Genomic DNA, 23,386 nt, shown 5'->3' with positions numbered 1-23,386 from the left:
CCCCGAATCGCGTCCAACCCCAGAACGAGGAGATCACCATGACCACCGACACCCCCACCGGCTCGAACCTCCACCGCGTCGAGGAGGGGCCGGCCGCACTGCCCTACGCCGCCCGGCTCGACCTGCGCCACGCCGCCGCGACCGTCACCGCGGTCGAGGACCTCGCGCAGGCTCGCGTCGCCGTGACGGCGACGGGACCGCGCGCACAGCAGCTCGCCGACTCCGTCGTCGTGCACCTCGACGAGCACGGGCTCGTGGTCGAGGTTCCCGCCCAGGTCACGCTGTTCGGCCTCGGCGGCTCGGTACGCCTCGACGTGCACGTGCCGGCCGGCAGCGACGCGCGCGTGGTGTCGGGCTCCGGCGGCGTCGACCTGCGCGGTCGCCTGCTCGACGTGGACGCACGGTCCGGTTCGGGCGTGCTCACGCTCGAGTCGGCCGCCTCCGCCGTGGTGCGGTCGGGTTCGGGGCGCGTGCGCATCGACGCCGTCGAGGACCTCTCGCTCACGTCCGGGTCAGGAGCGGTCGAGGTGGGCCGGACCGGGCGCCTCGTGGCCAAGTCCGGCAGCGGCAGCCTGCGGGTCGGCGCGATCGCCGGGGAGAGCAGGCTCGTGTCGGGGTCGGGCGCCGTCTCGATCGACGAGGTCTCGGGCGACCTCGAGCTGCGCGCGGGATCCGGCGCCGTGCGGATCGGAGAGCTGACCGGGCGGGTCGCTGCCACGACCGGCTCGGGCTCGTTCGCGGTCGCGAAGGCGACCTCGGGGCGGGTCGAGGGCGTGAGCGGCTCGGGCTCGTCGACGATCGGCGTGCCGTACGGCACCGCGGTGCTCGTGGACGCCGAGTCACGCTCCGGCCGGGTGCGCAGCGAGCTGGAGAGCGTGCCGGGCGCCGAGGGGTTCGAGCGCACGCTCGAGGTGCACGTGCGCGCGGGCAGCGGCAGCGTGACGCTGCGCCGCGTGAGCTGACCTGCGCCCGACCAGTCAGAGCGTCCGGGCCGTCCCCTGCGCGGAGTGCAAGCGGCCGCGGGCTGAGCCGACCCGCCGGGTCGGCTCAGCCGCGGCCGGCCATCCGGCGGGAGTCGTCGCGGATCTCGCCCACGAGCTCCTCGAGCACGTCCTCCAACGTCACCACGCCGATCGGGCGGTCGCCGTCGCCCTCGTGCACCGCGGCGAGGTGGCTGCTCGTGCGCTGCATCGACTGCATCACCGCGCGCAGGCTGTCCGACGCGGAGACCCGCGGCAGCGGACGCACGAGCGCCGGGTCGATCGGCACCCAGCGCTCCTGCTCGCTCACGCCGATGATGTCCTTGATGTGGAGGTAGCCGACGAGCCGCCCGTCGGCATCCGCGAGCGGGAACCGGGAAAAGCCCTGGACCGAGGCCGCCTCGGCGCCGGCCGGGGTGACGTCGGGCCGTAGTGTCCGCACGCGGGACAGCGGCAGGACCACCGAGGAGATGTCGCGCTCGGTGAACTGCAGCGCCCCGAGGAGCAGCTTCTCGTCGTTGAGCTCGATGAGCCCGCCCTCGTGCGACTCCTCGACGAGCTCGGCGACCTCGTCGCGGGTGAACGCGCTGGTCACCTCGTCCTTCGGGGTCACGCGCAGCATGCGCAGCGTGATGTTCGCGATGCCGTTGAGCAGCCAGAGCACGGGGTAGAGCAGCCAGACGATGACGACGAGGAACGGCGCGAGGCCCATCGCCATCCGGTCCGGGCCGGCGAGCGCGATGTTCTTCGGCACCATCTCGCCGAACACGACGTGCAGGTAGGTCACCAGCGAGAGCGCGATGACGAGCGCGATCGGGTGCTGCCAGGCGTCGGGCACGCCGATCGCGTGCATCGGCGCCTCGATGAGGTGCGCGATCGCGGGCTCGGAGATCGAGCCGAGGGCGAGGGAGCAGATCGTGATGCCGAGCTGCGCGCCGGCCATCATGAGCGACACGTGCTCCATCGCGTAGAGCGTGATGCGCGCGACGGGGTTGCCCTCCGCGGCACGCGGCTCGATCTTCGTGCGCCGCGCCGAGATGAGCGCGAACTCCGCGCCCACGAAGAACGCGTTGAGCACGAGCAGCAGGGCGGTGAGGCCGAGGCCGGCGACGTCGCTCATCGCTCCTCCTCCGTCCGCGAGTCGGCCGGGCCCGCGTCACGGGAGCCGCCTGCGTCGGCGCCGGGCTCGACGCCCACGACCAGGCTCCGCACGTCGCCCAGCTCGGGACCCGTGGCGTCGCCGAGGCGAGAGTCCTGCGGGTCGCGAGGCTCGCCGTCGAGCGCGTCGTGCGCGTCGCTCGCGTCGGCGCCACGCGTGTCGCCGTCGTCCTCGTTCTCGTCCTTCTCGTCGTCACCCTCCGCGCGCAGCGGCACGACCTCGACCTTGAGCAGCTCGACCCGCCGTCCGTCGAGCTCGAGCACCTCGAACCGCAGCAGGCTGTCGTCGACCCCGGGCACGTGCGCGCTCGTCACCTCGGCGACGTCGCCGACGTCGGGGAAGCGCTCGAGGTGAGCCGTGACGAGCCCGCCGAGGGTCTCCCACGCCTCGTCCTCGGGGACGGCGACGTCGAGGATCTCGGTGGCCTCGTCGGTGCGCATGAGGCCGGGCAACGTCCACACGCCCGCGCCGTCGGAGGAGGGGGCGCGCTCGTCCTCGTCGTGCTCGTCGCGCACCTCCCCGACGATCTCCTCGACGAGGTCCTCGAGCGTGACGAGGCCGGCGATCGAGTCGAACTCGTCGATGAGGACGGCCATCTGCAGGCCGCCGGCCCGCAGGTCGTCCATGAGCTCGTCGAGCGGGATGGAGTCCGGGCAGATGATGGCGGGCCGCACGAACGGGCCGATGAGGGTCGTCGCGCGCTCGTCGTAGGGGACGGCGAGGGCGGCGCGGATGTGCGCGATGCCGCGCACCTCGGCCTCGGAGTGACCCTCCTCGTCCTCGGTGATGTCGATGACGGGAAAGCGGGAGTGGCCCGAGGAGCACGCGCGGTCGATGAGCTCGGCGACGGTGTCGGTCGAGTCGAGCGCGATCATCCGTGAGCGCGGCGTCATGGCGTCGCGCGCGCGCCGGTCGCCGAACGCGAGGCTGCGCTCGACGAGCTCGGCCGTCTCCAGCGCGAGCGTGCCCTCCTTGGCGGAGTGCTTGACGAGGGCGGACAGCTCCTCGGCGCTGCGGGCCGACGCGAGCTCCTCCTGGGGCTCGATGCCGACCGCGCGCAGGAGCCGGTTCGCGGTGCCGTTGAACAGGCGGATCGGCCAGGCGACGGCGCGCGTGAAGCCGCGCTGGAAGCCCGCCACGGCCTTGGCCGTGCCCATCGGACGGGCGATCGCGAGGTTCTTGGGCACGAGCTCGCCGAAGACCATCGTGATCACGGTCGCGGCGACGAGGCCGATCGCCACGGCCCAGGTGGACACCGCCGACTCGCTCACGCCCCAGTCCAGCAGCACGGGGCGGATGAGCTCGGCGATCGCGGGCTCGGCGAGGAAACCGATCGCGAGGTTCGTGACGGTGATGCCGACCTGGGCACCCGAGAGCTGCGTCGAGAGGGTGCGCAGCGCGGCGAGCACACCCACCGCGCGGCGGTCCCCGCGCTGGGCCTGCGACTCCACCTGGGCGCGGCCCACGGTGATGAACGAGAACTCGGCGGCGACGAACGCACCGCACGCGGCGACGAGCGCCATCGCGAGCAGCAGGAGCAGGACCTGGGTCATCGGGGCTCACCACCGCTCAGGCGGGAAGCGCGGCCGGGTGGCCGGAGGGGGAGGAACGGCCGGGTGGGACTGTCGCCCTCCGGGTCGTCGTCACCGAGCGGGGTGGGGGTCAGGCAGGTGGCGGCGCTATGGTCGCCGGCGCTGGAGGCGCGCATCGTCTCCGTCCGAGTTAGGTCGAGGTGCCCGCGGAGGCCGGGGCGAGGCTCCAGGATAAGGGACGGGGCGGCACGTGCCACGAGCGCGCGTGACAATGGTCGCGATGACCGCACCAGACCCCGTCCGCAACCCCGTCGCCCGCTGGTGGCACGGCCTGCGCCCCGCGACGCGCCGCGCGACGCGACAGACGCTCGCGGTGCTGGCCGCAGGCGTGTGCGCGTTCCTGTTCGGGCTGCTCACGGCGAGCGCGGACGGTGCGGTGGGCCCGCACGAGGCCCGGCTGTCGACCACCGTCGACCACCAGGTGGTGATCGACCTCGGCCCGCTCGGCTCGGTGATCCTCGACTCCCCGGCGCCCTGGCCGCTCGGCGTGCACGTCGACGTGGGGGAGATCCCGGCGACGCTCACCGAGATCGACGACCCGCTCGCGTCCCTCGGCGGCGACGTCGCCGCCTACGCCCAGTTCTTCTCCGACCCGGCGTCCTCGGTGCGCACGTCCCTGCTCGCGCTCGGTGCCGACGTCGCGCGGCGCACGTTCCTCGCCTGGTCGATCGCGGTGGTCCTGCTCGCGGCGGGGCGCCTGGCCGCCGGTGGTCTGCTGCGCGACGAGGTGCGGCGGAAGCTCTCCCAGCCCGCCGTGGCGACCCTGGTCGTGGTGAGCGTGCTCGCCGTCGTGGCCGTGCCTGTCGTCGGGGCCGTGACGGCGCCCGAGCCGGCGGGTCGGCCGTCCGAGGTGCTCGCCGACCTCGGCGGTCCGCTGGCGGGTGCGCGCGTCACGGGGCGGCTCGGCGGCCTCGTCGACACCTACGGCGAGATGGCGCTCGATGCCGTACGGGCCAACGAGGCGTACTACGACGTCATGGTCGCGAACGCCGCCGCGGCCTACGCGGCCGACCCCGAGCCGCTCGCGCCCGACGTGCTGCCCGGGCCCGTCGCCGTCGAGCCGGGCGACGACGAGCAGACGGACGCGCAGGCGGGCGACGGCGGGCCGTCGGATGCGCAGGCGGGCGACGGCGGGCAGTCGGACGCGCAGGCGGGCGACGGCGAGCAGTCGAATGCGCAGGCGACAGACGACGCGACCGACGGCTCCACCCCGACGCCGAGCGCGTCGCCGACCCCGGCCGAGCCGGACATCGTCACCGCGATGATCGTCTCGGACAACCACTGCAACACCGGCGCGACCCGCGTGTTCGGCGAGATCGGCCGCCAGGCGGAGGCCGACGTCGTGCTCAACCTCGGCGACACCACGCTCGGCGGCTCGAGCGTGGAGTCGATCTGCGTGAACCAGATGGCCGACGCGCTCAAGGGCTTCCCGGTGGTGGTCGCCGACGGGAACCACGACTCGGCCGAGACCGGTCGCCAGGAGGCCGTGCGCGGCTGGACCGTGCTCGACGGCGGCGTGGTGGAGGTCGAGGGGCTGCGCATCGTCGGCGACCGCGACCCGCGCCTGACGTCGGTGACGCTCGGGAACACCGAGTTCCGCACCAAGACCGACGCGGCGCAGGCGCTCACCGACGCGGCGTGCCCGGGCGTGGATCCGGACGACCCGTCGACGCGGGTGGACATCCTCGCGATCCACGACCCGTACGTGGGCAACCGTGTGATGCCGTCCGGGTGCGTGGTGCTCGAGCTGTCCGGCCACCTGCACCGCCGGATCGGCCCGATCCAGCAGGGCCTCGGGCTGCTCTACGTCAACGGCTCGAGCGGCGGCGCCAAGGAGGGCACGGTGCCGGTCGGGCAGCTGGAGGCGCCGGGCTACGTGTCGGTGCTCCTGTACGACCGCGCGAACCACCGTCCGGTCGCGCTGCGCGAGATCGTCCTCGGCACCGACCAGAGCGTCACGCTGGGGGAGTGGGAACCGTTCCCCGAGCCCCCGACGACGTCGGTGGACGCCGACCTGTCCGTCGCGGCCAACCCGCGCCCCTGACGCGGCCACGCGAAAGGACGCACCGAGGACGCGGCGGCGCCACGACACATCGGCACCACGACACAGCAGCCCCACAACACACCGGCCCCACGACACGGCAGCGGGCCGGCACGCCGAGGCGTGCCGGCCCGCTGCCGGTGGTGCTGGAGCGCTCAGTGCGAGGCGCGGAACATCCAGGCGTGCTTCTCGAGCCCGAACGCGACCCCGATGAGGAGGTCCTGCGACGGCAGGTCGACCTCGAGCTCGGGCAGCTCCTCCTTGATCCGCTCGGCGGTCGCGGACAGGCGCTCGGCGAACTGCTGGATGACCTTGTCGGAGGCCACGGCACCGGACTCGTACTGCTCGACCGCCGACTCGGCGGCGACTGTCGCGGCGCGGCCGTCCGGCGTGCCGCCGATCGCCACGAGGCGCTCGGCCACGTCGTCGGACCACGTGCGGACGTCGGCCACGACGTCGTCCAGCTGCAGGTGCACCGAGCGGAACTGCGGGCCGTACACGTTCCAGTGGGCCTGCTTGGCCTGGAGCGAGAGGTCGATGAGGTCGACCAGGGCCTGCTGAAGGCTTGAGGTGACGATCTCGGGGGTGCTCACGGTTCCTCCTTGTGTCGCGGTTGGGACCACGTGGAATAACCCCGAGCATGGCCCGGTTGTTCCGACTAGTCCATGCAGATGAATCTAGTTGGAGTGAGGGCACCATGGCTCAGGCGGCGAACAACGCAGCGAACCAGTCGGCGGACAACCCGGTGAACGGCGTCACGAACCAGGCAGCGCCGCGCCCCGGCCCCCCGACCGGAGGCGTGCAGATCGGCATCTTCAGCGTCGGCGACGTCACGACCGACCCGACCACCGGCCACACTCCCACCGAGCACGAGCGGCTCACGGCGATGATGACCATCGCGCAACACGCCGAGGACGTCGGGATGGACGTGTTCGCGACCGGCGAGCACCACAACTCCCCGTTCGTCCCGAGCTCGCCGACCACGATGCTCGGCTACCTCGCCGGGCGCACGTCCCGGATCATCCTGTCGACCTCCACGACCCTCATCACGACCAACGACCCGGTCCGCATCGCCGAGGAGTACGCGATGCTCCAGCACCTCTCGGGCGGGCGGATGGACCTCATGCTCGGTCGCGGCAACACCGCGCCGGTCTATCCCTGGTTCGGCCAGGACGGGCGCAACGCGCTCCCGCTGACGGTCGAGAACTACCAGCTGCTGCGCCGGCTCTGGGACGAGCACACCGTGACGTGGGAGGGGCGGTTCCGCACCCCGCTGCAGTCGTTCACCTCGACACCGCGCCCGCTCGACGGCGTGGCCCCCTTCGTCTGGCACGGCTCGATCCGTACGCCGCAGGTCGCCGAGCTCGCCGCGTACTACGGCGACGGGTTCTTCGCGAACCACATCTTCTGGCCCAAGGAGCACTTCGCGCGCCTGATCGGCCTGTACCGCGAGCGCTACGAGCACTACGGGCACGGCAGCGCCGACCAGGCGATCGTCGGACTCGGTGGCCAGGTGTTCGTGCGCAAGAACTCCCAGGACGCGGTCCGGGAGTTCCGGCCCTACTTCGACAACGCACCGGTCTACGGGCACGGCCCGAGCCTCGAGGACTTCACCGACCTCACCCCGCTCACGGTGGGCTCGCCGCAGGAGGTCATCGACAAGACGCTGACCTTCCGCGAGACCTTCGGGGACTACCAGCGCCAGCTGTTCCTCGTCGACCACGCGGGCCTGCCGCTCAAGACCGTGCTCGAGCAGCTCGACCTGCTCGGCAGCGAGGTCGTCCCGGTGCTGCGCCGCGAGCTCGACGCCGCCCGGCCGGCCCACGTGCCCGGCGGACCCACGCACGCCGCGCGCGTGGGCGCCCGGGACGCGGCGCTCGCCGTCGGGCCCGGTGCTGACGCTGCCGCCGCCGGCGGCGCCGACGAGCCGAACGCCTACGACACCCCGGGGCTCGCGGACGACGACCTCGTCCCCGCCTCGCAGCGGTGAGCGGGACAGGTGAGTGAGACGGCAGCGGGCCGCGAGGGCCCCGCGATGACCGCGGCCCGCACGGGTCAGCCCGGCCTGCGCGCGACGACGACGGCGTGGCGCGAGCTCCTGCGCACATCGACCGAGCTCATGCGCTGGTTCGAGGAGACCGGCGACTTCGGCGACCTCACGGTGCGCGAGTACGACGTGCTCCGAGCGCTGGCGGAGTCCCGCGACGGTGACGGGGGCGCCCGGCTCGGTCGGCTCGCCGAGGTCACCTACCTCCCGCAGCCCTCGATGAGCCGGCTCGTGGAGCGGCTCGAGCGGCGCGGCCTCGTGAGCCGGTGCTCCGCGCCGCAGGACGGGCGCGGCGTGCTCGTCCGGCTCACGCCCCGGGGCCGCGAGGTCCAGGCCGCGGTGGGCCGGCGGCACGTGCGCTCGATCCACCAGGCCATGGCCGCCGGTCTCGACGCTGCCCAGCTCGAGACCCTCACCGCGCTGCTCGCCACCGTGCGACGCGCGCAGCACACCCCGCCCGCCGCTCGAGCGGGCGCCCGGCAGCAGGCCGACGCGGTCGGCCCGATCGGAGGTCGCTCATGACCGCTCCCGTCCGCCTCGTCGGCCTGTCCGGCGGCGTCGGCACGCCCTCCAGCACGACGGCGGTGCTCGCCGCGGTCCTCGACGCCGCCGCCGCGCAGCTCACCGAGCGCGGGCTCACGGTGACCACCGAGGTGGTCGAGGTCCGCGACGTCGCGCGGGACGCCACCGACGAGGTGCTGGGTGGCCTGCGCTCGAACGCTTTGGACGCCGCACTGCGCACGATCGAGGACGCCGACGGGCTCGTCGTCGCCTCGCCCGTGTTCCGCGGCAGCTACGCCGGGGTGTTCAAGACGGTGCTCGACCTGCTCGAGCCGGGCTCGCTGCGGATGACCCCGACGGTGCTGGCCGCCACGACCGGCACCGTGCGGCACACGCTCGTCACCGAGCACGCCATGCGGCCGCTGCTGTCCTACCTCGGTGCCCTCACGCTGCCCACGACGATCGTCGCCACGCCCGAGGACCTCGTGCTGGGCGTGCGCCCGGTGCCCGCGCTCGCCGAGCGCGTGGCGAGGTCCGCGCGCGAGCTGGCGGACGCCGTCGGGCACGGGCGGTGACATGCCTGGGGGACGTGTCTGGGTGACGCACCTGAGGGTTAGCCGGATGGCGGTGGCGTGGGTAGGCTGACCCCGTGACCCACCTGGAGCTGCTTACCCAGCCGCGCTGACCTCAGCCGGACATCCGTGTCCGTCAGCGCGGCCGACCTCCTGCGACCACCGCGGAGGTCTTTTTGTTGCCCGAGGCGCCCCGCCCGGCGACCAGCAGCCCACCGAAGGAAAGCGCGATGACCACCACGACGTCCGAGCACTCCGGCCCCGCCACCGAGGCGCCACCGTTCCGCTACACCCCCGCGCTGGCGAACGCGATCGAGCTCGCGTGGCAGGACCGCTGGGAGCAGGCGGGCACCTTCGAGGCGCCGAACCCCGTCGGGGACCTCTCGAGCCGTGGTGACGGTGTCGACGACGGTGCTGCCGACGGCGCCGCGGCGGCCGCTGCGGCCGCCGTGCCGGGGGAGTCCTTCTACGTCATGGACATGTTCCCCTACCCCTCCGGCAAGGGGCTGCACGTCGGGCACCCGCTGGGGTACATCGCCACGGACGTGACCGGACGGTTCGAGCGGATGCGCGGCAAGAACGTGCTGCACGCGCTGGGCTACGACGCGTTCGGGCTGCCCGCCGAGCAGTACGCCGTGCAGACGGGGCAGCACCCGGCGATCACCACCGACCAGAACATCGCCGTCATGCGGCGCCAGCTGCGCCGCCTGGGCCTGGCGCACGACCCGCGCCGCAGCTTCGCCACCACGGACCCGGAGTTCGTGCGCTGGACGCAGTGGATCTTCCTGCAGATCTTCTCCTCGTGGTTCGACCCGGACGCGACCGCGCCGGACGGCTCCCGCGGCGCCGCGCGCCCCGTGAGCGAGCTGGTCGGCCGCCTGGCGGCCGGCGAGGTCGCGCTCCCGGCCGAGTTCGAGGGCCGGACCTGGGCCGACCTGACCCCGCGCGAGCGCGAGGACGTCCTGGCCGACCACCGGCTGGCGTTCGTCGCCGACGTGCCGGTGAACTGGTGCCCGGGGCTTGGCACGGTGCTGGCGAACGAGGAGGTCACCGCCGACGGCCGCTCCGAGCGCGGCAACTTCCCGGTGTTCAAGCGGAACCTGCGCCAGTGGGTCATGCGCATCACGTCCTACGCCGACCGCCTGGTCGCCGACCTGGACCCGCTGGACTGGCCGGAGAAGGTCAAGGCCATGCAGCGCAACTGGATCGGGCGGTCCGAGGGCGCGCACGTGCACTTCGCCGTCGCGACTGCCGCGGGCGAGCGTGACCTGACCGTGTTCACCACGCGCCCGGACACGCTGTTCGGCGCGACCTACATGGTGGTGGCTCCCGAGCACCCGCTGGTCGAGGAGCTGCTGGCAGGCGAGGAGCCGTGGGGCGCGGACGTGCCGGCGTCGTGGCGCGGCGCAGCCGCCTCGGGGGCCGACACGCCCGCGGCCGCGGTCCGTGCCTACGTCGCCGCGGCGTCCGCGAAGACGCTCCAGGAGCGCCAGGCCGACGCCGGTGCGAAGACCGGCGTGTTCACCGGCGGGTACGCGGTCAACCCCGTCAACGGCGAGCGGCTGCCGATCTTCGTGGCCGACTACGTGCTCATGGGCTACGGCACGGGCGCGATCATGGCCGTGCCCGCGCACGACGAGCGCGACCACGCCTTCGCGACCGCCTACGGGCTGCCGATCCGCGAGGTGGTCTCGGGCTCGCCGTCGGGCGTGCAGGAGTCCGCGTGGACGGGCGACGGCGTGGCCGTCGCGTCCGCGAACGACGAGGTGAGCCTGAACGGGCTGGCCGTCGCCGAGGCGAAGCACGCGATCGTGACGTGGCTGGAGCGCACCGGACAGGGCGCCGGCACCACGACCTACCGCCTGCGCGACTGGCTGTTCAGCCGCCAGCGGTACTGGGGCGAGCCGTTCCCGGTCGTGTACGACGCCGACGGGCGGGTCGTCCCGATCCCCGAGGACATGCTGCCCGTGGCGCTGCCCGAGGTGGCCGACTTCTCCCCGCGCACGTTCGACGTCGACGACGCGGCGTCCTCCCCGGAGTCGCCGCTGTCGCGCGCGACGGACTGGGTGAACGTCGAGCTCGACCTGGGCGAGGGCCTGCAGACCTACCGCCGCGACACCAACACGATGCCCAACTGGGCCGGCTCGTGCTGGTACTACCTGCGCTACCTGGACCCGTTCGACGCCGACGCGCCTGTCGACCCGGCGCTCGAGCGGTACTGGATGGGGCCGCAGCCGGGCGGCGCGCGCGGTGAGACCGGAGGCGTGGACCTGTACGTCGGCGGCGTGGAGCACGCGGTGCTGCACCTGCTGTACTCCAGGTTCTGGCACAAGGTGCTGTTCGACCTGGGCCACGTGAGCAGCCGCGAGCCGTTCCACAAGCTGTTCAACCAGGGGTACGTCCAGGCGTACGCCTACACCGACGCGCGCGGCGTGTACGTGCCGGCCGACGAGGTCGAGGAGGTCGCTGCGGGGGCAGCCGGGGCTGATGCGCACGAGGGGCCGACCTTCACCTGGCGCGGCGAGCCCGTCACCCGCGAGTACGGGAAGATGGGCAAGTCGCTCAAGAACATGGTGACGCCCGACGACATGTACGCCGCCTACGGCGCGGACACCTTCCGGGTGTACGAGATGTCGATGGGTCCGCTCGACCAGTCCCGCGCGTGGGAGACCCGCGCCGTGGTCGGCGCGCAGCGGTTCCTGCAGCGGCTGTGGCGCAACGTGGTGTCGGAGGACTCCGGCCTGGTCACGGTGGTCGACGACGCACCCGACGTCGCCACCGCGCGCCTGGTCGCGCGCACGATCGCGGACGTCACCACCGAGTACGCCGCGATGCGGCCCAACACGGCGATCGCGAAGCTCATCACGCTGAACAACCACCTGACGTCGCTGCCGCAGGTGCCGCGCGCGGCGGCCGAGGCGCTGGTGCTCATGGTGGCGCCCGTCGCGCCGCACATCGCCGAGGAGCTGTGGTCGCGGCTGGGGCACGAGAGCTCGCTCGCGCACGAGGCCTTCCCGGTCGCCGACCCGGCGCTGCTGGTGGAGGAGACGGTGACGTGCGTGGTGCAGGTCGCGGGCAAGGTCCGCGACCGGCTGGAGGTCGCACCGTCGATCTCCGACGCCGAGCTCGAGGCGGCCGCGCTGGCGACGCCCGGGGTGCAGCGCGTCCTGGCGGGGGCCACCCCCCGCACGGTGATCGTGCGTGCGCCGCGGCTCGTCAACGTGGTGCCCTGAGCGGTGCCGCCCGGCTGCGCCGACCACGCCTCGTTGACCTCGCCTCCTTGACCTCGCTCGCCCTGCCTCGTTGACCGTTCGCTGACGCCGCCGATCCGCCGTGGACACCTTCCCGCTGCTCCAGGTCCCGCTGTGGATCGAGGTCGTCGCGATCGCGGTCGGCGCACTGGCCGGCGCGGCGGGCGCGGTGCGCCAGCGGTTCGACCTCGTCGGGGTGCTGTTCGTCGCCGTCGTGATGGGACTGGGCGGCGGCGTCGTGCGCGACGTCATGCTCGGCCTGCGCCCGGTCGCCGTGACCAACCAGGCGTACGTCCTCGCCGCGCTCGGCGCGGGCCTCGGCGCCGTCGTGCTGCTGCGCGTGGTGACCCGGTTCGTGCGGCTGTTCGGGCTGTTCGACGCGCTCGCGCTCGGGCTGTTCGTGGTTGTCGGGGTGGAGAAGGCGGTGCTCAACGGTGCGCCGTTCACCGGGGCGCTGCTCATCGGCGTCGTCGCGGGGATCGGCGGCGGGGTGATGCGGGACATGATCTCCGGGCTGCCGGTCCAGGTGCTGCGCCGCGGGGAGTGGAACGCGGCCGCGGCAGCCCTCGGAGCCGCGCTGTTCCTGCTGCTGCGCGAGCTCGGGACGCCCGACCTGCTGCGCGACCTGCTCGCCTTCGCCGTCATCGTCCTCGCGCGCTACGCGTCCCTGCTCTTCGGCTGGCAGACCGTCGAGGCGGGGGACCTCTGGGGGCGCCTGGCGCGCCGGCGCGGGCTGCGGTCCAGGGGCGGGGGCGAGGACGGCTAGCGCTTCCGGGCGGCTCGGACGCTGACCAGCGCGGTCCCGTGATGTGAGACGAGCCGAGCGGTCGCCAGTCCGGGGCACGGGCGTGCGTAGCGTCGCGGGTATGACGAGCACCACGACGGCGGACGCCACCGGGACGAGCCCTGAGGCGACCGACACCCCGACGCCCACTGCGACCCACACCGCGACCGACGAGAGCGCCGCGCCCGACGGGCTCCGCGCCGCCGTCGTCGCGCGTGCCGAGGCGCTCGCGGACGAGCTCGACACGTTCTCCCGCGACCTGCACGCCCACCCCGAGGTCGGCTTCGTGGAGTTCCGCTCGGTGGCGGCGATCGAGGCGCTGCTGGCGCGGCACGGCGTCGCGCTCGAGGTCGGGACCGGCGGCCTGCCGACGGCGTTCCGCGCGCGGGCGGGCAGCACCGAGGGACCGCAGGTGGTCATCACCGCGGAGTACGACGCGCTGCCCGGTGTCGGGCACGGCTGCGGCCACAACGTGATCGCGGCCTCCTCGCTCGGGGCCTTCCTCTCGATCGCCCCGCTGGTGCAGGCGGGCGTGGTGCCCGGCGGCGTCACGCTGCTCGGCACGCCCGCCGAGGAGGGCGGCGGCGGCAAGGAGCTGCTCATCCGCGCCGGCGCCCTGGACGGGTTCGACGCGTCCGTCATGGTGCACCCGGGCGGCGCCGACGTCGCCGCCGGGCCGTCGGCGGCGAAGCGCCAGGTCGTGGCGACGTTCCAGGGCCGCACCGCGCACGCGGCCGCGAACCCGCACCTGGGCCGGAACGCGCTCGACGCCGCCGTGACCGCCTACCAGTCCGTCGCGCAGCTGCGGCAGCACATCCTGCCCACCGACCGCGTGCACGGGGTGTTCCTCGAGGCCGGGACGCGGCCGAACATCGTGCCCGAGCGGGCCGTGCTCGAGTTCTTCCTGCGCTCGCGGACCGTCGAGGGCCTGGTGGCGCTGTCCGAGCGGGTCGAGGCGGCCTTCCGGGGCGCCGCGCTCGCGGCCGGCGTGGAGGTCGACGTGGTGTGGGACGGCGAGCCGGTCTACCTGCCGCAGCGGATCAACGCGACGCTGGCCGAGGTCTTCGCGGCTCACTCGGCGCCGCGCCGCGAGGTGCTCTCGGTGCAGCGCGAGGCCGAGGCGGTCGGGTCCAGCGACGTCGGCAACGTGAGTCACCTGCTCCCGACCATCCAGCCCACCGTCGCGATCGGTGACCCCGGCATCCCCGGGCACTCGCGCGAGCGCGCCGATTCCACCCTCACGCCGGACGGCCGCCGCGCGATCGTCGACTCCGCGATCGCGCTCGCCCTCACGGCCGCGAGCGTGCTGGACGACCCGGCCCTGCGCGAGGCCGCGTGGGCGGAGTTCCGCGAGGCCGGCGACCCGGTGCGGGTCGACGCGCTGTTCCCCGGCGCGCCGTGGCCCGACCTCCCGACGCCGCCCGTGTCCGCCTGACGTCCCCGCCCAGCCACCCCCGACCTGCACCCGACCACCCGAGGCGCGCTGCGCCGTCGTCCATCCCGCTGGAGGCCCTGATGCCCGCACCGTTCCCGTCCACGCTCGACCACGTCGTGCTCGCCGGACCCGACCTCGCCGAGGCGGTGGCGCACGTCGAGGCGCTCACCGGCGTGCGCGCGGCGCCCGGCGGCGCGCACCCGACCGGGACCGCGAACCACCTCGTCGCGTTCACGGTCCACGGAGAACGCGTGCCGCACTACCTCGAGGTGATCGGTCCGAACCCGGAGACCGGCGCGCGCGCCGAGGACGTCGAGACGTTCGGGATCTCGGGCCGGACGGCGCCCGGCGTCGCCACGTTCGCGGTGCACCCGGACGACATCGACGCGACGGCGAGCGCGGCCGAGGCGGCCGGCGTGCGGGTCGGCCCGGTGTCGCCGCTGTCGCGCCGCACGCCGGACGGGACGCTGCTGGAGTGGCGGCTCACCCGTGGCGAGGGCCGCGACCCCGACCCGGCGGTCCCGTTCCTCATCGACTGGGGCAGCACGCCGCAGCCGGGGCTGTCGGACCTGCCGACGCTCGAGCTCCTCGAGCTGCGGGTCGAGCACCCCGACGCGGAGGCGCTGGCGGAGAAGTACCGCGCGCTCGGGGTCGACATCGTGCCCGAGCCGGGCGACGCCGTCGCCCTCGTGCTCGTGGTGCAGGGGCCGGACGGGCCCGTCGAGCTGCGCTGAGGTCAGTCGGCGCCGAAGTCGAACGAGGCGGAGTCGAGCGCGGACTCGTCCGCCTCGTCCAGGACGCGGGGGTTGGCCGCGATCGGCTGGGCGCCGCCGGCCGGCAGCGTGCCGAGCAGCGTGCCGTGCTCGACGAGGAGCTGCCCCTGGTCCAGCGGCTGACCCGCGTAGAGCTCGAGCTTGGCGCGCGAGTCCGCGATGTCGAGGTTGCGCATCGTGAGCTGCCCGATGCGGTCGGTCGGGCCGAACGCGGCGTTCTCGGTCCGCTCCATCGAGAGCTTGTCCGGGTGGTAGGAGAAGTTGTCGCCGCGGGTGTCGAGGATCGTGAAGTCGTCCCCGCGCCGCAGCCGCAGCGTGACCTGCCCGGTCACGAGCGAGGCGATCCAGCGCTGAATGGACTCGCGCAGCATGAGCGACTGCGGGTCGAGCCAGCGGCCCTCGTAGAGGAGCCGGCCGAGGCGACGTCCCTCGTTGTGGTAGTTGGCGATCGTGTCCTCATTGTGGATGGCGTTGAGCAGGCGCTCGTACGCGATCCACAGCAGCGCCATGCCGGGCGCCTCGTAGATGCCGCGGGACTTGGCCTCGATGATGCGGTTCTCGATCTGGTCGGACATGCCGAGCCCGTGCCGGCCGCCGATCGCGTTCGCCTCGAGCACGAGGTCGACCGCGGAGGCGTCGTAGCGCACGCCGTTGATGGCGACGGGCCGACCGAGCTCGAAGGCGATCGTCACGTCCTCGGTCTCGATCGCCACGCTCGGGTCCCAGAACTTCACGCCCATGATCGGGTCGACCGTCTCGAGGGAGACGTCGAGGTGCTCGAGCGTCTTCGCCTCGTGCGTGGCGCCCCAGATGTTCGCGTCCGTGGAGTAGGCCTTCTCCTTGGAGTCGCGGTAGGGCAGGTCGCGCTCGGTGAGCCACTGGCTCATCTCGGCGCGGCCGCCGAGCTCGCTGACGAAGTCGGCGTCCAGCCACGGCTTGTAGATCCGCAGCTCGGGGTTGGCGAGCAGGCCGTAGCGGTAGAACCGCTCGATGTCGTTGCCCTTGAACGTCGAGCCGTCGCCCCAGATCGAGACGCCGTCCTCGTGCATCGCGCGGACCAGCAGCGTTCCGGTGACCGCGCGGCCGATCGGCGTGGTGTTGAAGTAGGCCTTGCCGCCGGAGCGGATGTGGAACGCGCCGCACGCGATCGCGCCCAGGCCCTCCTCGACGAGCTGTGCGCGGCAGTCCACCGCGCGGGAGATCTCGGCGCCGTACTCCAGGGCGCGGGCGGGGACGCCGGAGATGTCGGGCTCGTCGTACTGCCCGATGTCCGCCGTGTACGTGCAGGGGATCGCGCCCTTCTCGCGCATCCAGGCCACCGCCACCGAGGTGTCGAGCCCGCCCGAGAACGCGATACCGACCCGCTCGCCCGTGGGGAGGGTCGTGAGAACCTTGGCCATAGAGCGGAACTATACATCAGTCCGTATAGTCATGCACGACGGCGTGGCTCGGGTTCGGGTGGCGCGTTGCCCGGGTGCGGGGTCGCCCCGCCGGGGTCCGGCGCCGACGGCGCGACTCGCGGCGGTGCGCGGGTCGCCCGGGGCTGGCTCGCCGTCGACGGCGGGGCTCACCTGCGCGGGGCTCGCGGCGGTGGGCGGGTCGCCCGGGGCTCACGTGCGGCCGGGGCTCGTGCGGCCGGGGCTCACCTCCGGCGCGTGCCGAAGATCGTCCGCGTGATCTCGCGGCCGAGCTGGGTGCCGGCGGAGCGGAGGAAGTTGTCCAGCGGGGAGGCGTGCGACGCCGAGCGCGAGGACGAGCGCCCCGACCCAGACCCCGACGACCGCCCGGACGACCCGCGTGCGCGCTCGGCCTGCTTCTCGAGGTCGCGCTGCATCTTCGCGAGCTCCTTCTCCCGCGCCGCCGCCTCGGAGGCGGCGGCCTTGTCGGCCGCGGCGCGCTGCTCCTCCGCGAGACGTTCGCGGGACTGGTGCTCCACGCGCTCGGCGAGCAGCTCGTACGCCGAGGCGTTGTCGACCCGCGTGCCGTAGCGCGCCGCGAGGGGCGAACCCGCCACCGCCGCCTCGAGTGCGGACGCGGGCGAGGGGTCCATGGACGACTGCGGCGCACGCACGCGCGTCCAGGCCACCGGTGTCGGCGCCCCGCGCTCGGACATCACCGTGACGACGCACTCGCCCGTGCCCAGCGCCGTGAGGAGCTGCTCGAGGTCGTAGGGCGACTTCGGGTAGGTGCGCACGGCCGCGCGCAGGGCCGAGGCGTCCTGCGGGGTGAAGGCGCGCAGTGCGTGCTGCACGCGGTTGCCGAGCTGCGCCAGGACGTCCGCGGGAACGTCCTGCGGGCTCTGCGTGACGAAGAAGACCCCGACGCCCTTGGACCGGATGAGCCGGACGGTCTGGACGACCTGCGTGAGGAAGTCCTTCGAGGCGCCCGTGAACAGCAGGTGCGCCTCGTCGAAGAAGAACACGAGCCGCGGCCGGTCCTGGTCGCCCACCTCGGGCAGCTCGGAGTAGAGCTCCGCGAGCAGCCACATGAGGAACGTCGAGAACAGCGCCGGCCGGTCGGCGACGGCGGGCAGCTCCAGCGCCGTGATCACGCCCCGCCCGTCCGGCGCGGTCCGGAGCAGCTCGTGCACCCCGAACGCCGGCTCCCCGAAGAACGCGTCGGCGCCCTGCGCCTGCAGCGCGACGATCTCGCGCAGGATGACGCCCGCGGTCGCCGACGAGACGCCGCCGATGCCCTTGAGCTCGGCCTTGCCGTCGTCGGAGGTGAGGTAGGCGATCGTCGACTGCAGGTCCTTGAGGTCCAGGAGCGCGAGTCCCTGCTGGTCCGCCCAGTGCACGATGAGGCCGAGGCTGGACTCCTGGGTCTCGTTGAGGCCGAGCACGCGCGAGAGCAGCAGGGGACCGAAGTCGGTCACCGTCGTGCGCACGGGCGTGCCGGTGCCGAGGCCGCCGAGGGTGAGCAGCTCGACGGGGTAGGTGGTCGCGGACCAGTCCTGGCCGAGCGACTCCGTCCGCGCGAGCAGCTTTTCGCTCGGCGTGCCCGGCGTCAGCAGCCCCGACAGGTCACCCTTCACGTCGGCGAGGAAGACGGGAACGCCGGCGTCCGAGAGGCCCTCCGCCATTGCCTGCAGTGTGCGCGTCTTGCCCGTTCCGGTGGCGCCTGCGACGAGCCCGTGCCGGTTGAGCATGCCGAGCGAGAAGGCGACCTGGCTGCGCGGCTCGGGCTCGCCGTCGACCAGGAGTGCGCCGAGCGGCAGCGTGCCGCCGGGGAAGGCGTACGCCCGCGCGACCTCGGCCGCGTAGCCGGTGAGGCTCGACGCGGTCGCGGTCGCGGTGGTGGCGTCGGGTGCGGGCGCGGGTGCGGGTGTTGGTGCGGGTGCGGGCTCGGGTGTTGGTGCGGGGGCGGGGGGCATGACGGCGTCGCTCGCGGTCGTCACCGGGTCGCCGTCGGTGGTCGTCGGGTCGGCCGCATCGCGTGCGCCGCGTGCGCCCGCCGTGTCGCCGGCGCCCGCCCCTGTGCCGCCCGCGCTGGCCGTGCTGCCCGTGCTGCCCGTGCTGCCCGTGCTGGCCGCCCCTCCATCGCCGACGACGACGACGGCGTCGGTCGCCGTCGCGGACGCCTCGCCCGAGGTGGTGGCGGGGTCGGGCTGGGCCGCGCTGGCCGCGGCGGCCTCGGCAGCGGCCAGCGCCGCCCGGGCAGCGGCTGCGCGTGCCTCCGCCGCGTCGGCCTCGGCCTGCGCCGCTGCGGCGCGCAGCTGCGCGAGCTCCTGGGCGGACGGTGTGCTCATCCTGGCCTCCCTGCCTGCGTGACCTGCCTGCGACGGGTGTCGCCCGACCGCGAGGGCGCGGCTGTCGCGGCCCGAGTCGATCGTCGGCCGTGCCCGACTCGGGATCCCGTCCGACCTCGGGGCCCGTCCGTTCACGACCGCGATCGAGTCCCGGGGCAGCCGGCCACGCGTCCTCGCGGTGGCCCGAGCCTAGGGGCCGGGACCGTCGCGGCGCTGGACCATGTGCGGACCGGTTGTCCCCAGCGGGCGTTGTCGTCGCCCGCGCGGGGACCGTCCCCAGCGGCGGGAGCGTCCGGCAGGAGCGCTGCTTAGCGTGATCGGCATGGTGCGTCGTGACATGGTCCAGCGGGCGCGGCTCGCGGCGCTCACCCGCGCGGCCTACGGCACCGGGGACGGCGTCGCGGCGTGGGACCTCGACCCGAGCGATGACGGTGACGGCACGGATCGAGGCGGCTCGGCCGACACCGACCCGACCGGGCGACGACGGCGACGCGCCGGACGCAGCGCCGGTCCACGACGTCGACCCTTCACAGCCCGCACCGCGCTGGCGCTGGTGCTCGCCGCGGTGGCGGTGCTCGCCGTCGTCCTCGTGCGCTCCGCGGCGACGAGTGTCGCGACGACCGTGCTGCCCGACGCGGCGAACGCGTCGGCGACGGCCGCCGTACCCGATGTGACCGCCGAGGGCGCCCCCACCCAGGACGCCGGCCCCGGCTCCGCGCAAGGTTCCGCACCGCCGGCCGGAGCCGCTGACGCGATGCCGTCGACGGCGGCGTCGCCCACGCCGAGCGGGGTCGTGGTGGTGCACGTCGCGGGGGAGGTGCTCGCGCCAGGGGTGGTGACGCTCCCGGTGGGGTCGCGCGTGCAGGACGCGGTGGCAGCGGCGGGAGGAGCGACGGCGACGGCCGACCTGGACGCCGTGAACCTCGCTCGCCTGCTCGTCGACGGCGAACGCGTGCTGATCCCCGCGCCGGGAGAAGCGGTGACCGAGCCCGACGTTCCGGGGACGGGCTCGGGGTCTGGCCCGGGTCCGGCGGCGTCGGGCGGGGCGGGCTCCGGCGGCCTGGTGAACCTCAACACCGCTGACGCGACGACGCTGGAGGAGCTGCCCGGGATCGGTCCGGCGCTCGCCGCGCGGATCATCGCGTGGCGGGAGCAGCACGGCGGGTTCACGGCGGTGGCCGAGCTGGACGAGGTGTCCGGGATCGGGCCCGCGCTCATGGCGCAGCTCACGCCGTTGGTGACGACGTGACGGGCGTCGACGGGGCCGCTGCCCTGCGCGACCGCGGGCGGACTCTCGACGGTGAGGGCCCGGCTCGGGGTCTCGTGTCGGCTCGGGGTCTCGCGCCGGAGGGGCGTGCCGGCAGCGAGGTCGTGAAGGCTCCTGCGCTGCTGCGGCCGGACCCACGCCGCTCCCTGGACACCCGGCTCGTCCTCCCTGCAGCGGCGGCATGGGCGACGGCGGCGCTCGCCGTCGGGTGGTCGGGATCGGCACGTGCGGTGGCGGCCCTCGCGCTGCTGGCCGTCGCGATCGCGGCGCTCGTCCGGGCGGCACGAGCGGGTCGTGGACGCCATCGCACCCGCTGGCCCCGCGGGCCGACCGCACTGCTCGCGACGGCCGTCCTCGCGCTGTGCGTGCTCGGGTCGATCGCGGCGCAGGACACCGTGCGGCACGGACCCGCTGTGACGGCCGGGCTCGACTGGGGCGGCACCGTCACGGCGCTGCTGCGCACCGAGTCGGAGCCGCAGCCGACCACCACCCAGCGAGACGGATCCCCACGCCTGCGCCTCGACGCGACCCTGCTCGAGGTGGACGTCCGGGGCGAGGCGCGGCGCGCTCGATCGCCGGTGGTCGTCCTCGCCGGTGCGCGGTGGGCGTCGCTCCCGCCCGGGTCCACCGTGTCGGCATCCGTACGTCTCGTCGCGACGGCCGACGGCGAGCGCGCCGTCGCTCTCGTGCTCGCCTCGGGCGACCCGGACGTGCGAGCGCCCCCGCCGTCCTGGCGCGCCGGGATCGTGGCGCTCCGCGACGGGCTGCGCTCCGCCGTCGAGGGACTGCCACCCCATGCGCGGGGCCTGCTGCCGGGGATCGCGGTCGGCGACGACTCCGCCGTGCCGCCTGCGCTCGTGGACGCCATGCGTGCGGCGGGGTTGACACACCTGCTTGCGGTGTCGGGAGCGCACGTCGCGATCGTCGTCGGACTGGTGCTCATCGGCACGGCCGGTGTGCCTCGTGCCGTGCGCCTCGGAGTCTCTGCTGTGGTGCTCGCCGGCCTCGTGCTGCTCGTCGGCGCCGAGCCGAGCGTCGTGCGGGCGGGCGCGATGGGTCTCGTCGCGATGCTCGCGCTCGGCCTGGGGCGCCGCTCCGCCGCGGTGCCGGCGCTCGCCGTCGCCGGCGCGGTGCTGGTGCTGACCGACCCGTGGCTCGCGCGCTCGCCGGGGTTCGCCCTGTCGGTGCTGGCCACGGCCGGGATCGTGCTCTGGTCGCGGCCGTGGGGTGAGGCGATGGCCGCTCGGCTCGGCCGGTTCGCGCCGGTCGCACCGGCGCTGGCCGTGCCGCTCGCCGCGCAGGTTGCCTGCCTTCCCGTGCTCGTCGGGCTGGACGGCGGGCTCGCGACCTACGCCGTGCTTGCGAACGCGCTGGTCGCGCCCGTCGTTCCGCCCGTGACGGTGCTCGCTCTGCTCGCGACGCTCGTGCAGCCGGTGGCGCCACTCGTGGCGCACGGTCTCCTCGTCGTCGCGCAGAGCGGAACGTGGTGGATCGAGGCCGTGGCCACGCGCGCCGCGGCGCTCCCGCTTGCTCGGCTGCCGTGGCCCGGCGGGGCCGGCGGGACGGTGCTGACCGTCGGGCTGGGGGCCGGGGTCTGGCTCCTCGTGAGGCGTGGTGGGCTCTCGGCAGCTGCCCAGGCGCGACTGCGGGTCTGGGCCGCGCCGTCGGTGCTGGGCGTGCTGAGCCTCGTCGTCGTTCTCTCGGTCCTCCCAGCGACTCGTGGGCTGGTCGGGCGGATTGCGCTGGGCTCGGTGCCCGCTGCCGTCCCGGCCGACTGGCGGCTGCTTCAGTGCGACGTCGGGCAGGGGTCCGCGCTGCTGGTCTCGGCCGAGCCCGACGGCGGACCGGGCGCGGCGGTACTCGTGGACACCGGACCCGCAGGCGCGCCGGTGCGCGACTGCCTCGAGGCCGGGGGAGTCCGCGAGCTGGCGGCGCTCGTGCTCACGCACGCTGATGCGGACCACGTGGGGGAGCTGGGGGACGTGCTGGCGGCCGTCCCCGTGCGGCAGGCGCTGGTGCCGCGCGCGCTCGACCCGCGGCTCGTGCGGGTGGTGGGCGCCCTCGAGGAGGCGGACGTGCCCGTGGTCGCGGCGGATGCCGACACGCCGACGCTCGGTCTCGGCGCGCTCGAGGTGAGCGTGCTGTGGCCGACTCCGCGTGCGGTCGCGCTCCGTGCGCCGCCGGAGGGCGATGTGATCGGTAGCGGCGAGGGCGGGCTGATCGGTGGCGGGGCGGTAGGCGTCGTGGCGGGTTCCACGACAGGTACGACGGCGGCGGTCGGCTCCGACGAGGCAGCGAGCTCCGAGGAGGAGGCCGAGGGCACCGCGAACGAGCTCAGTCTCTCGCTCTGGATCAGCGCGCCGGAGCTGACGGTGCTTGCACACGGCGACGCGGGTGCGTGGGCTCAGGCCGGGATTGCGCGGCAGTGGCCGGCCCTACCCCGTCCTGACGTGCTGGTCGTCGCCCACCACGGGTCGCGTGACCAGGATGAGGCGCTCCTGTCGGCGACGGCCGGTCGGGTCTCGCTCGTGAGCGTCGGTGCCGGAAACGACTACGGGCATCCCGCGGACGACGTCGTCGCTCGGCTCTCGCAGATCGGGATGGTCGCGCGCACCGACCTCTGCGGGCGGATCTCGGTCAGCGCGCGGACTGATGGTGCGCTCGTGGTCACGGGTTGTCCGTGAGGAGGGTTGCTCGGGCATCGGTCATCCCTCCGACGGCGTGACGTGGCGCCTTCTTGTCGTGATCCGACGAGGCCCTCGCTCGTCGTCGGTCGCCTGTCCCACGGTCCTCGGTTGTCCCCAGGTGGGGTGGGGTGTCGCAGTGTCCACAGGCGAGTGTTGAGGGGTGCGTTTGTCGTTGTTCGGATTTACTCTAGGTACACGCGTTCGATTCGCGTGGGATCGGCTGACGAGGGGGTGAGCGGGGTGGCGGCAGAGCCGGTTGGTGCAGGGCGTGGGCCGCGCCGTTCGCCCGCTCGGGCGTCGGCGCGGGTGTCAGCGCGGGCGTCGAGCTCGATGTCGATGTCGATGGCGGTGGCGCCGGACGGTGGGCGGCCCACCGCCGTGCCGGCGTCGCGGCTCGCGCCGAGGCGGGCGAGCGCGCCTCGGGCCTCTCTCGCGCCGGAGTCGTCCGAAGTCCCGCGTGCCTCGCGTGTTCCGCAGACGCTCCCGCAGTCGCCGGTGCCGGCCGCGTCGCTCGCGCCTCTCCCGTCTCCGGTGCCGGGTGCGCCGGGG

The 23,386-nt window shown here is 74.2% G+C and carries 16 protein-coding genes; 11 read left to right on the top strand and 5 right to left on the bottom strand.

Features of this window, described 5'->3' with window-relative positions; all coding sequences use genetic code 11:
• Positions 1 to 38 precede the first annotated feature (38 nt).
• On the top strand, positions 39 to 962 hold the full coding sequence (locus AC3AQ1_RS02565; RefSeq protein WP_108717704.1) for a DUF4097 family beta strand repeat-containing protein: 924 nt from the start codon (positions 39 to 41) through the stop codon (positions 960 to 962).
• Between the two features lie 85 nt (positions 963 to 1,047).
• On the opposite strand, the gene AC3AQ1_RS02560 is transcribed toward AC3AQ1_RS02565, so the two are convergent.
• Together AC3AQ1_RS02560 and AC3AQ1_RS02555 are read right to left on the bottom strand one after the other, a co-directional pair.
• Positions 1,048 to 2,100, bottom strand: coding sequence for a hemolysin family protein (locus AC3AQ1_RS02560; protein ID WP_108717703.1), 1,053 nt, complete (start codon positions 2,098 to 2,100; stop codon positions 1,048 to 1,050).
• Positions 2,097 to 3,692, bottom strand: a complete 1,596-nt coding sequence (locus AC3AQ1_RS02555; RefSeq protein ID WP_108717702.1) for a hemolysin family protein — start codon at positions 3,690 to 3,692, stop codon at positions 2,097 to 2,099. Before AC3AQ1_RS02555 ends, AC3AQ1_RS02560 begins: the two co-directional genes overlap by 4 nt.
• 259 nt (positions 3,693 to 3,951) lie before the next feature.
• On the opposite strand from AC3AQ1_RS02555, the gene AC3AQ1_RS02550 reads away from it, so the two are divergent.
• The gene (locus AC3AQ1_RS02550) at positions 3,952 to 5,775 is read left to right on the top strand and encodes a metallophosphoesterase family protein (protein WP_159096348.1); all 1,824 of its coding nucleotides are present in this window, start codon (positions 3,952 to 3,954) and stop codon (positions 5,773 to 5,775) included.
• 152 nt (positions 5,776 to 5,927) lie between these two features.
• Here AC3AQ1_RS02550 and AC3AQ1_RS02545 read toward each other — a convergent pair whose 3' ends face one another.
• Positions 5,928 to 6,365, bottom strand: coding sequence for a Dps family protein (locus AC3AQ1_RS02545; RefSeq protein ID WP_108717700.1), 438 nt, complete (start codon positions 6,363 to 6,365; stop codon positions 5,928 to 5,930).
• A gap of 206 nt (positions 6,366 to 6,571) precedes the next feature.
• On the opposite strand from AC3AQ1_RS02545, the gene AC3AQ1_RS02540 reads away from it, so the two are divergent.
• The 7 genes from AC3AQ1_RS02540 to AC3AQ1_RS02510 all read left to right on the top strand — a co-directional run bounded on the left by AC3AQ1_RS02540 (position 6,572) and on the right by AC3AQ1_RS02510 (position 15,096).
• The gene (locus AC3AQ1_RS02540; protein WP_108719923.1) at positions 6,572 to 7,762 is read left to right on the top strand and encodes an LLM class flavin-dependent oxidoreductase; all 1,191 of its coding nucleotides are present in this window, start codon (positions 6,572 to 6,574) and stop codon (positions 7,760 to 7,762) included.
• Between the two features lie 45 nt (positions 7,763 to 7,807).
• Positions 7,808 to 8,341: a MarR family winged helix-turn-helix transcriptional regulator gene (locus tag AC3AQ1_RS02535; RefSeq protein ID WP_234417698.1), complete on the top strand. Its 534-nt coding sequence runs from the start codon at positions 7,808 to 7,810 to the stop codon at positions 8,339 to 8,341.
• Positions 8,338 to 8,895 (top strand): CE1759 family FMN reductase, encoded by a 558-nt coding sequence (locus AC3AQ1_RS02530; protein WP_108717699.1) that lies wholly within the window; start codon positions 8,338 to 8,340, stop codon positions 8,893 to 8,895. Before AC3AQ1_RS02535 ends, AC3AQ1_RS02530 begins: the two co-directional genes overlap by 4 nt.
• A 227-nt stretch (positions 8,896 to 9,122) precedes the next feature.
• Entirely contained in the window at positions 9,123 to 12,125 is a 3,003-nt protein-coding gene (locus tag AC3AQ1_RS02525) for a leucine--tRNA ligase (protein WP_108717698.1), read from the top strand.
• Positions 12,126 to 12,225: 100 nt separating this feature from the next.
• Positions 12,226 to 12,909 carry a TRIC cation channel family protein gene (locus AC3AQ1_RS02520; protein ID WP_108717697.1) on the top strand — a complete coding sequence of 228 codons (684 nt, stop codon included), beginning with the start codon at positions 12,226 to 12,228 and terminating at the stop codon, positions 12,907 to 12,909.
• 100 nt (positions 12,910 to 13,009) lie between these two features.
• Positions 13,010 to 14,362 carry an amidohydrolase gene (locus tag AC3AQ1_RS02515; protein ID WP_108717696.1) on the top strand — a complete coding sequence of 451 codons (1,353 nt, stop codon included), beginning with the start codon at positions 13,010 to 13,012 and terminating at the stop codon, positions 14,360 to 14,362.
• Between the two features lie 80 nt (positions 14,363 to 14,442).
• Positions 14,443 to 15,096 (top strand): VOC family protein, encoded by a 654-nt coding sequence (locus AC3AQ1_RS02510; protein ID WP_108717695.1) that lies wholly within the window; start codon positions 14,443 to 14,445, stop codon positions 15,094 to 15,096.
• Positions 15,097 to 15,098: 2 nt separating this feature from the next.
• Here the strand turns inward: AC3AQ1_RS02510 and argG are convergent, their stop codons facing one another.
• Both argG and AC3AQ1_RS02500 read right to left on the bottom strand, forming a co-directional pair.
• A complete protein-coding gene (gene argG, locus AC3AQ1_RS02505) occupies positions 15,099 to 16,535 on the bottom strand; it encodes an argininosuccinate synthase (RefSeq protein WP_108717694.1) in 1,437 nt (478 codons plus the stop codon).
• Positions 16,536 to 16,777: 242 nt separating this feature from the next.
• The gene (locus AC3AQ1_RS02500) at positions 16,778 to 18,883 is read right to left on the bottom strand and encodes a helicase HerA-like domain-containing protein (RefSeq protein ID WP_108717693.1); all 2,106 of its coding nucleotides are present in this window, start codon (positions 18,881 to 18,883) and stop codon (positions 16,778 to 16,780) included.
• A gap of 322 nt (positions 18,884 to 19,205) precedes the next feature.
• Between AC3AQ1_RS02500 and AC3AQ1_RS02495 the strand changes: the two genes are divergently transcribed.
• Both AC3AQ1_RS02495 and AC3AQ1_RS02490 read left to right on the top strand, forming a co-directional pair.
• Entirely contained in the window at positions 19,206 to 20,132 is a 927-nt protein-coding gene (locus tag AC3AQ1_RS02495) for a ComEA family DNA-binding protein (protein ID WP_234417697.1), read from the top strand.
• Positions 20,129 to 22,834 (top strand): ComEC/Rec2 family competence protein, encoded by a 2,706-nt coding sequence (locus tag AC3AQ1_RS02490; RefSeq protein ID WP_108717692.1) that lies wholly within the window; start codon positions 20,129 to 20,131, stop codon positions 22,832 to 22,834. The genes AC3AQ1_RS02495 and AC3AQ1_RS02490 overlap by 4 nt, the downstream gene beginning before the upstream one ends.
• The last annotated feature ends 552 nt before the right edge of the window (positions 22,835 to 23,386 follow it).

It is taken from the genome of Miniimonas sp. S16 (genome assembly GCF_057748195.1).
This window is presented reverse-complemented; position numbering and strand designations above follow the sequence as displayed.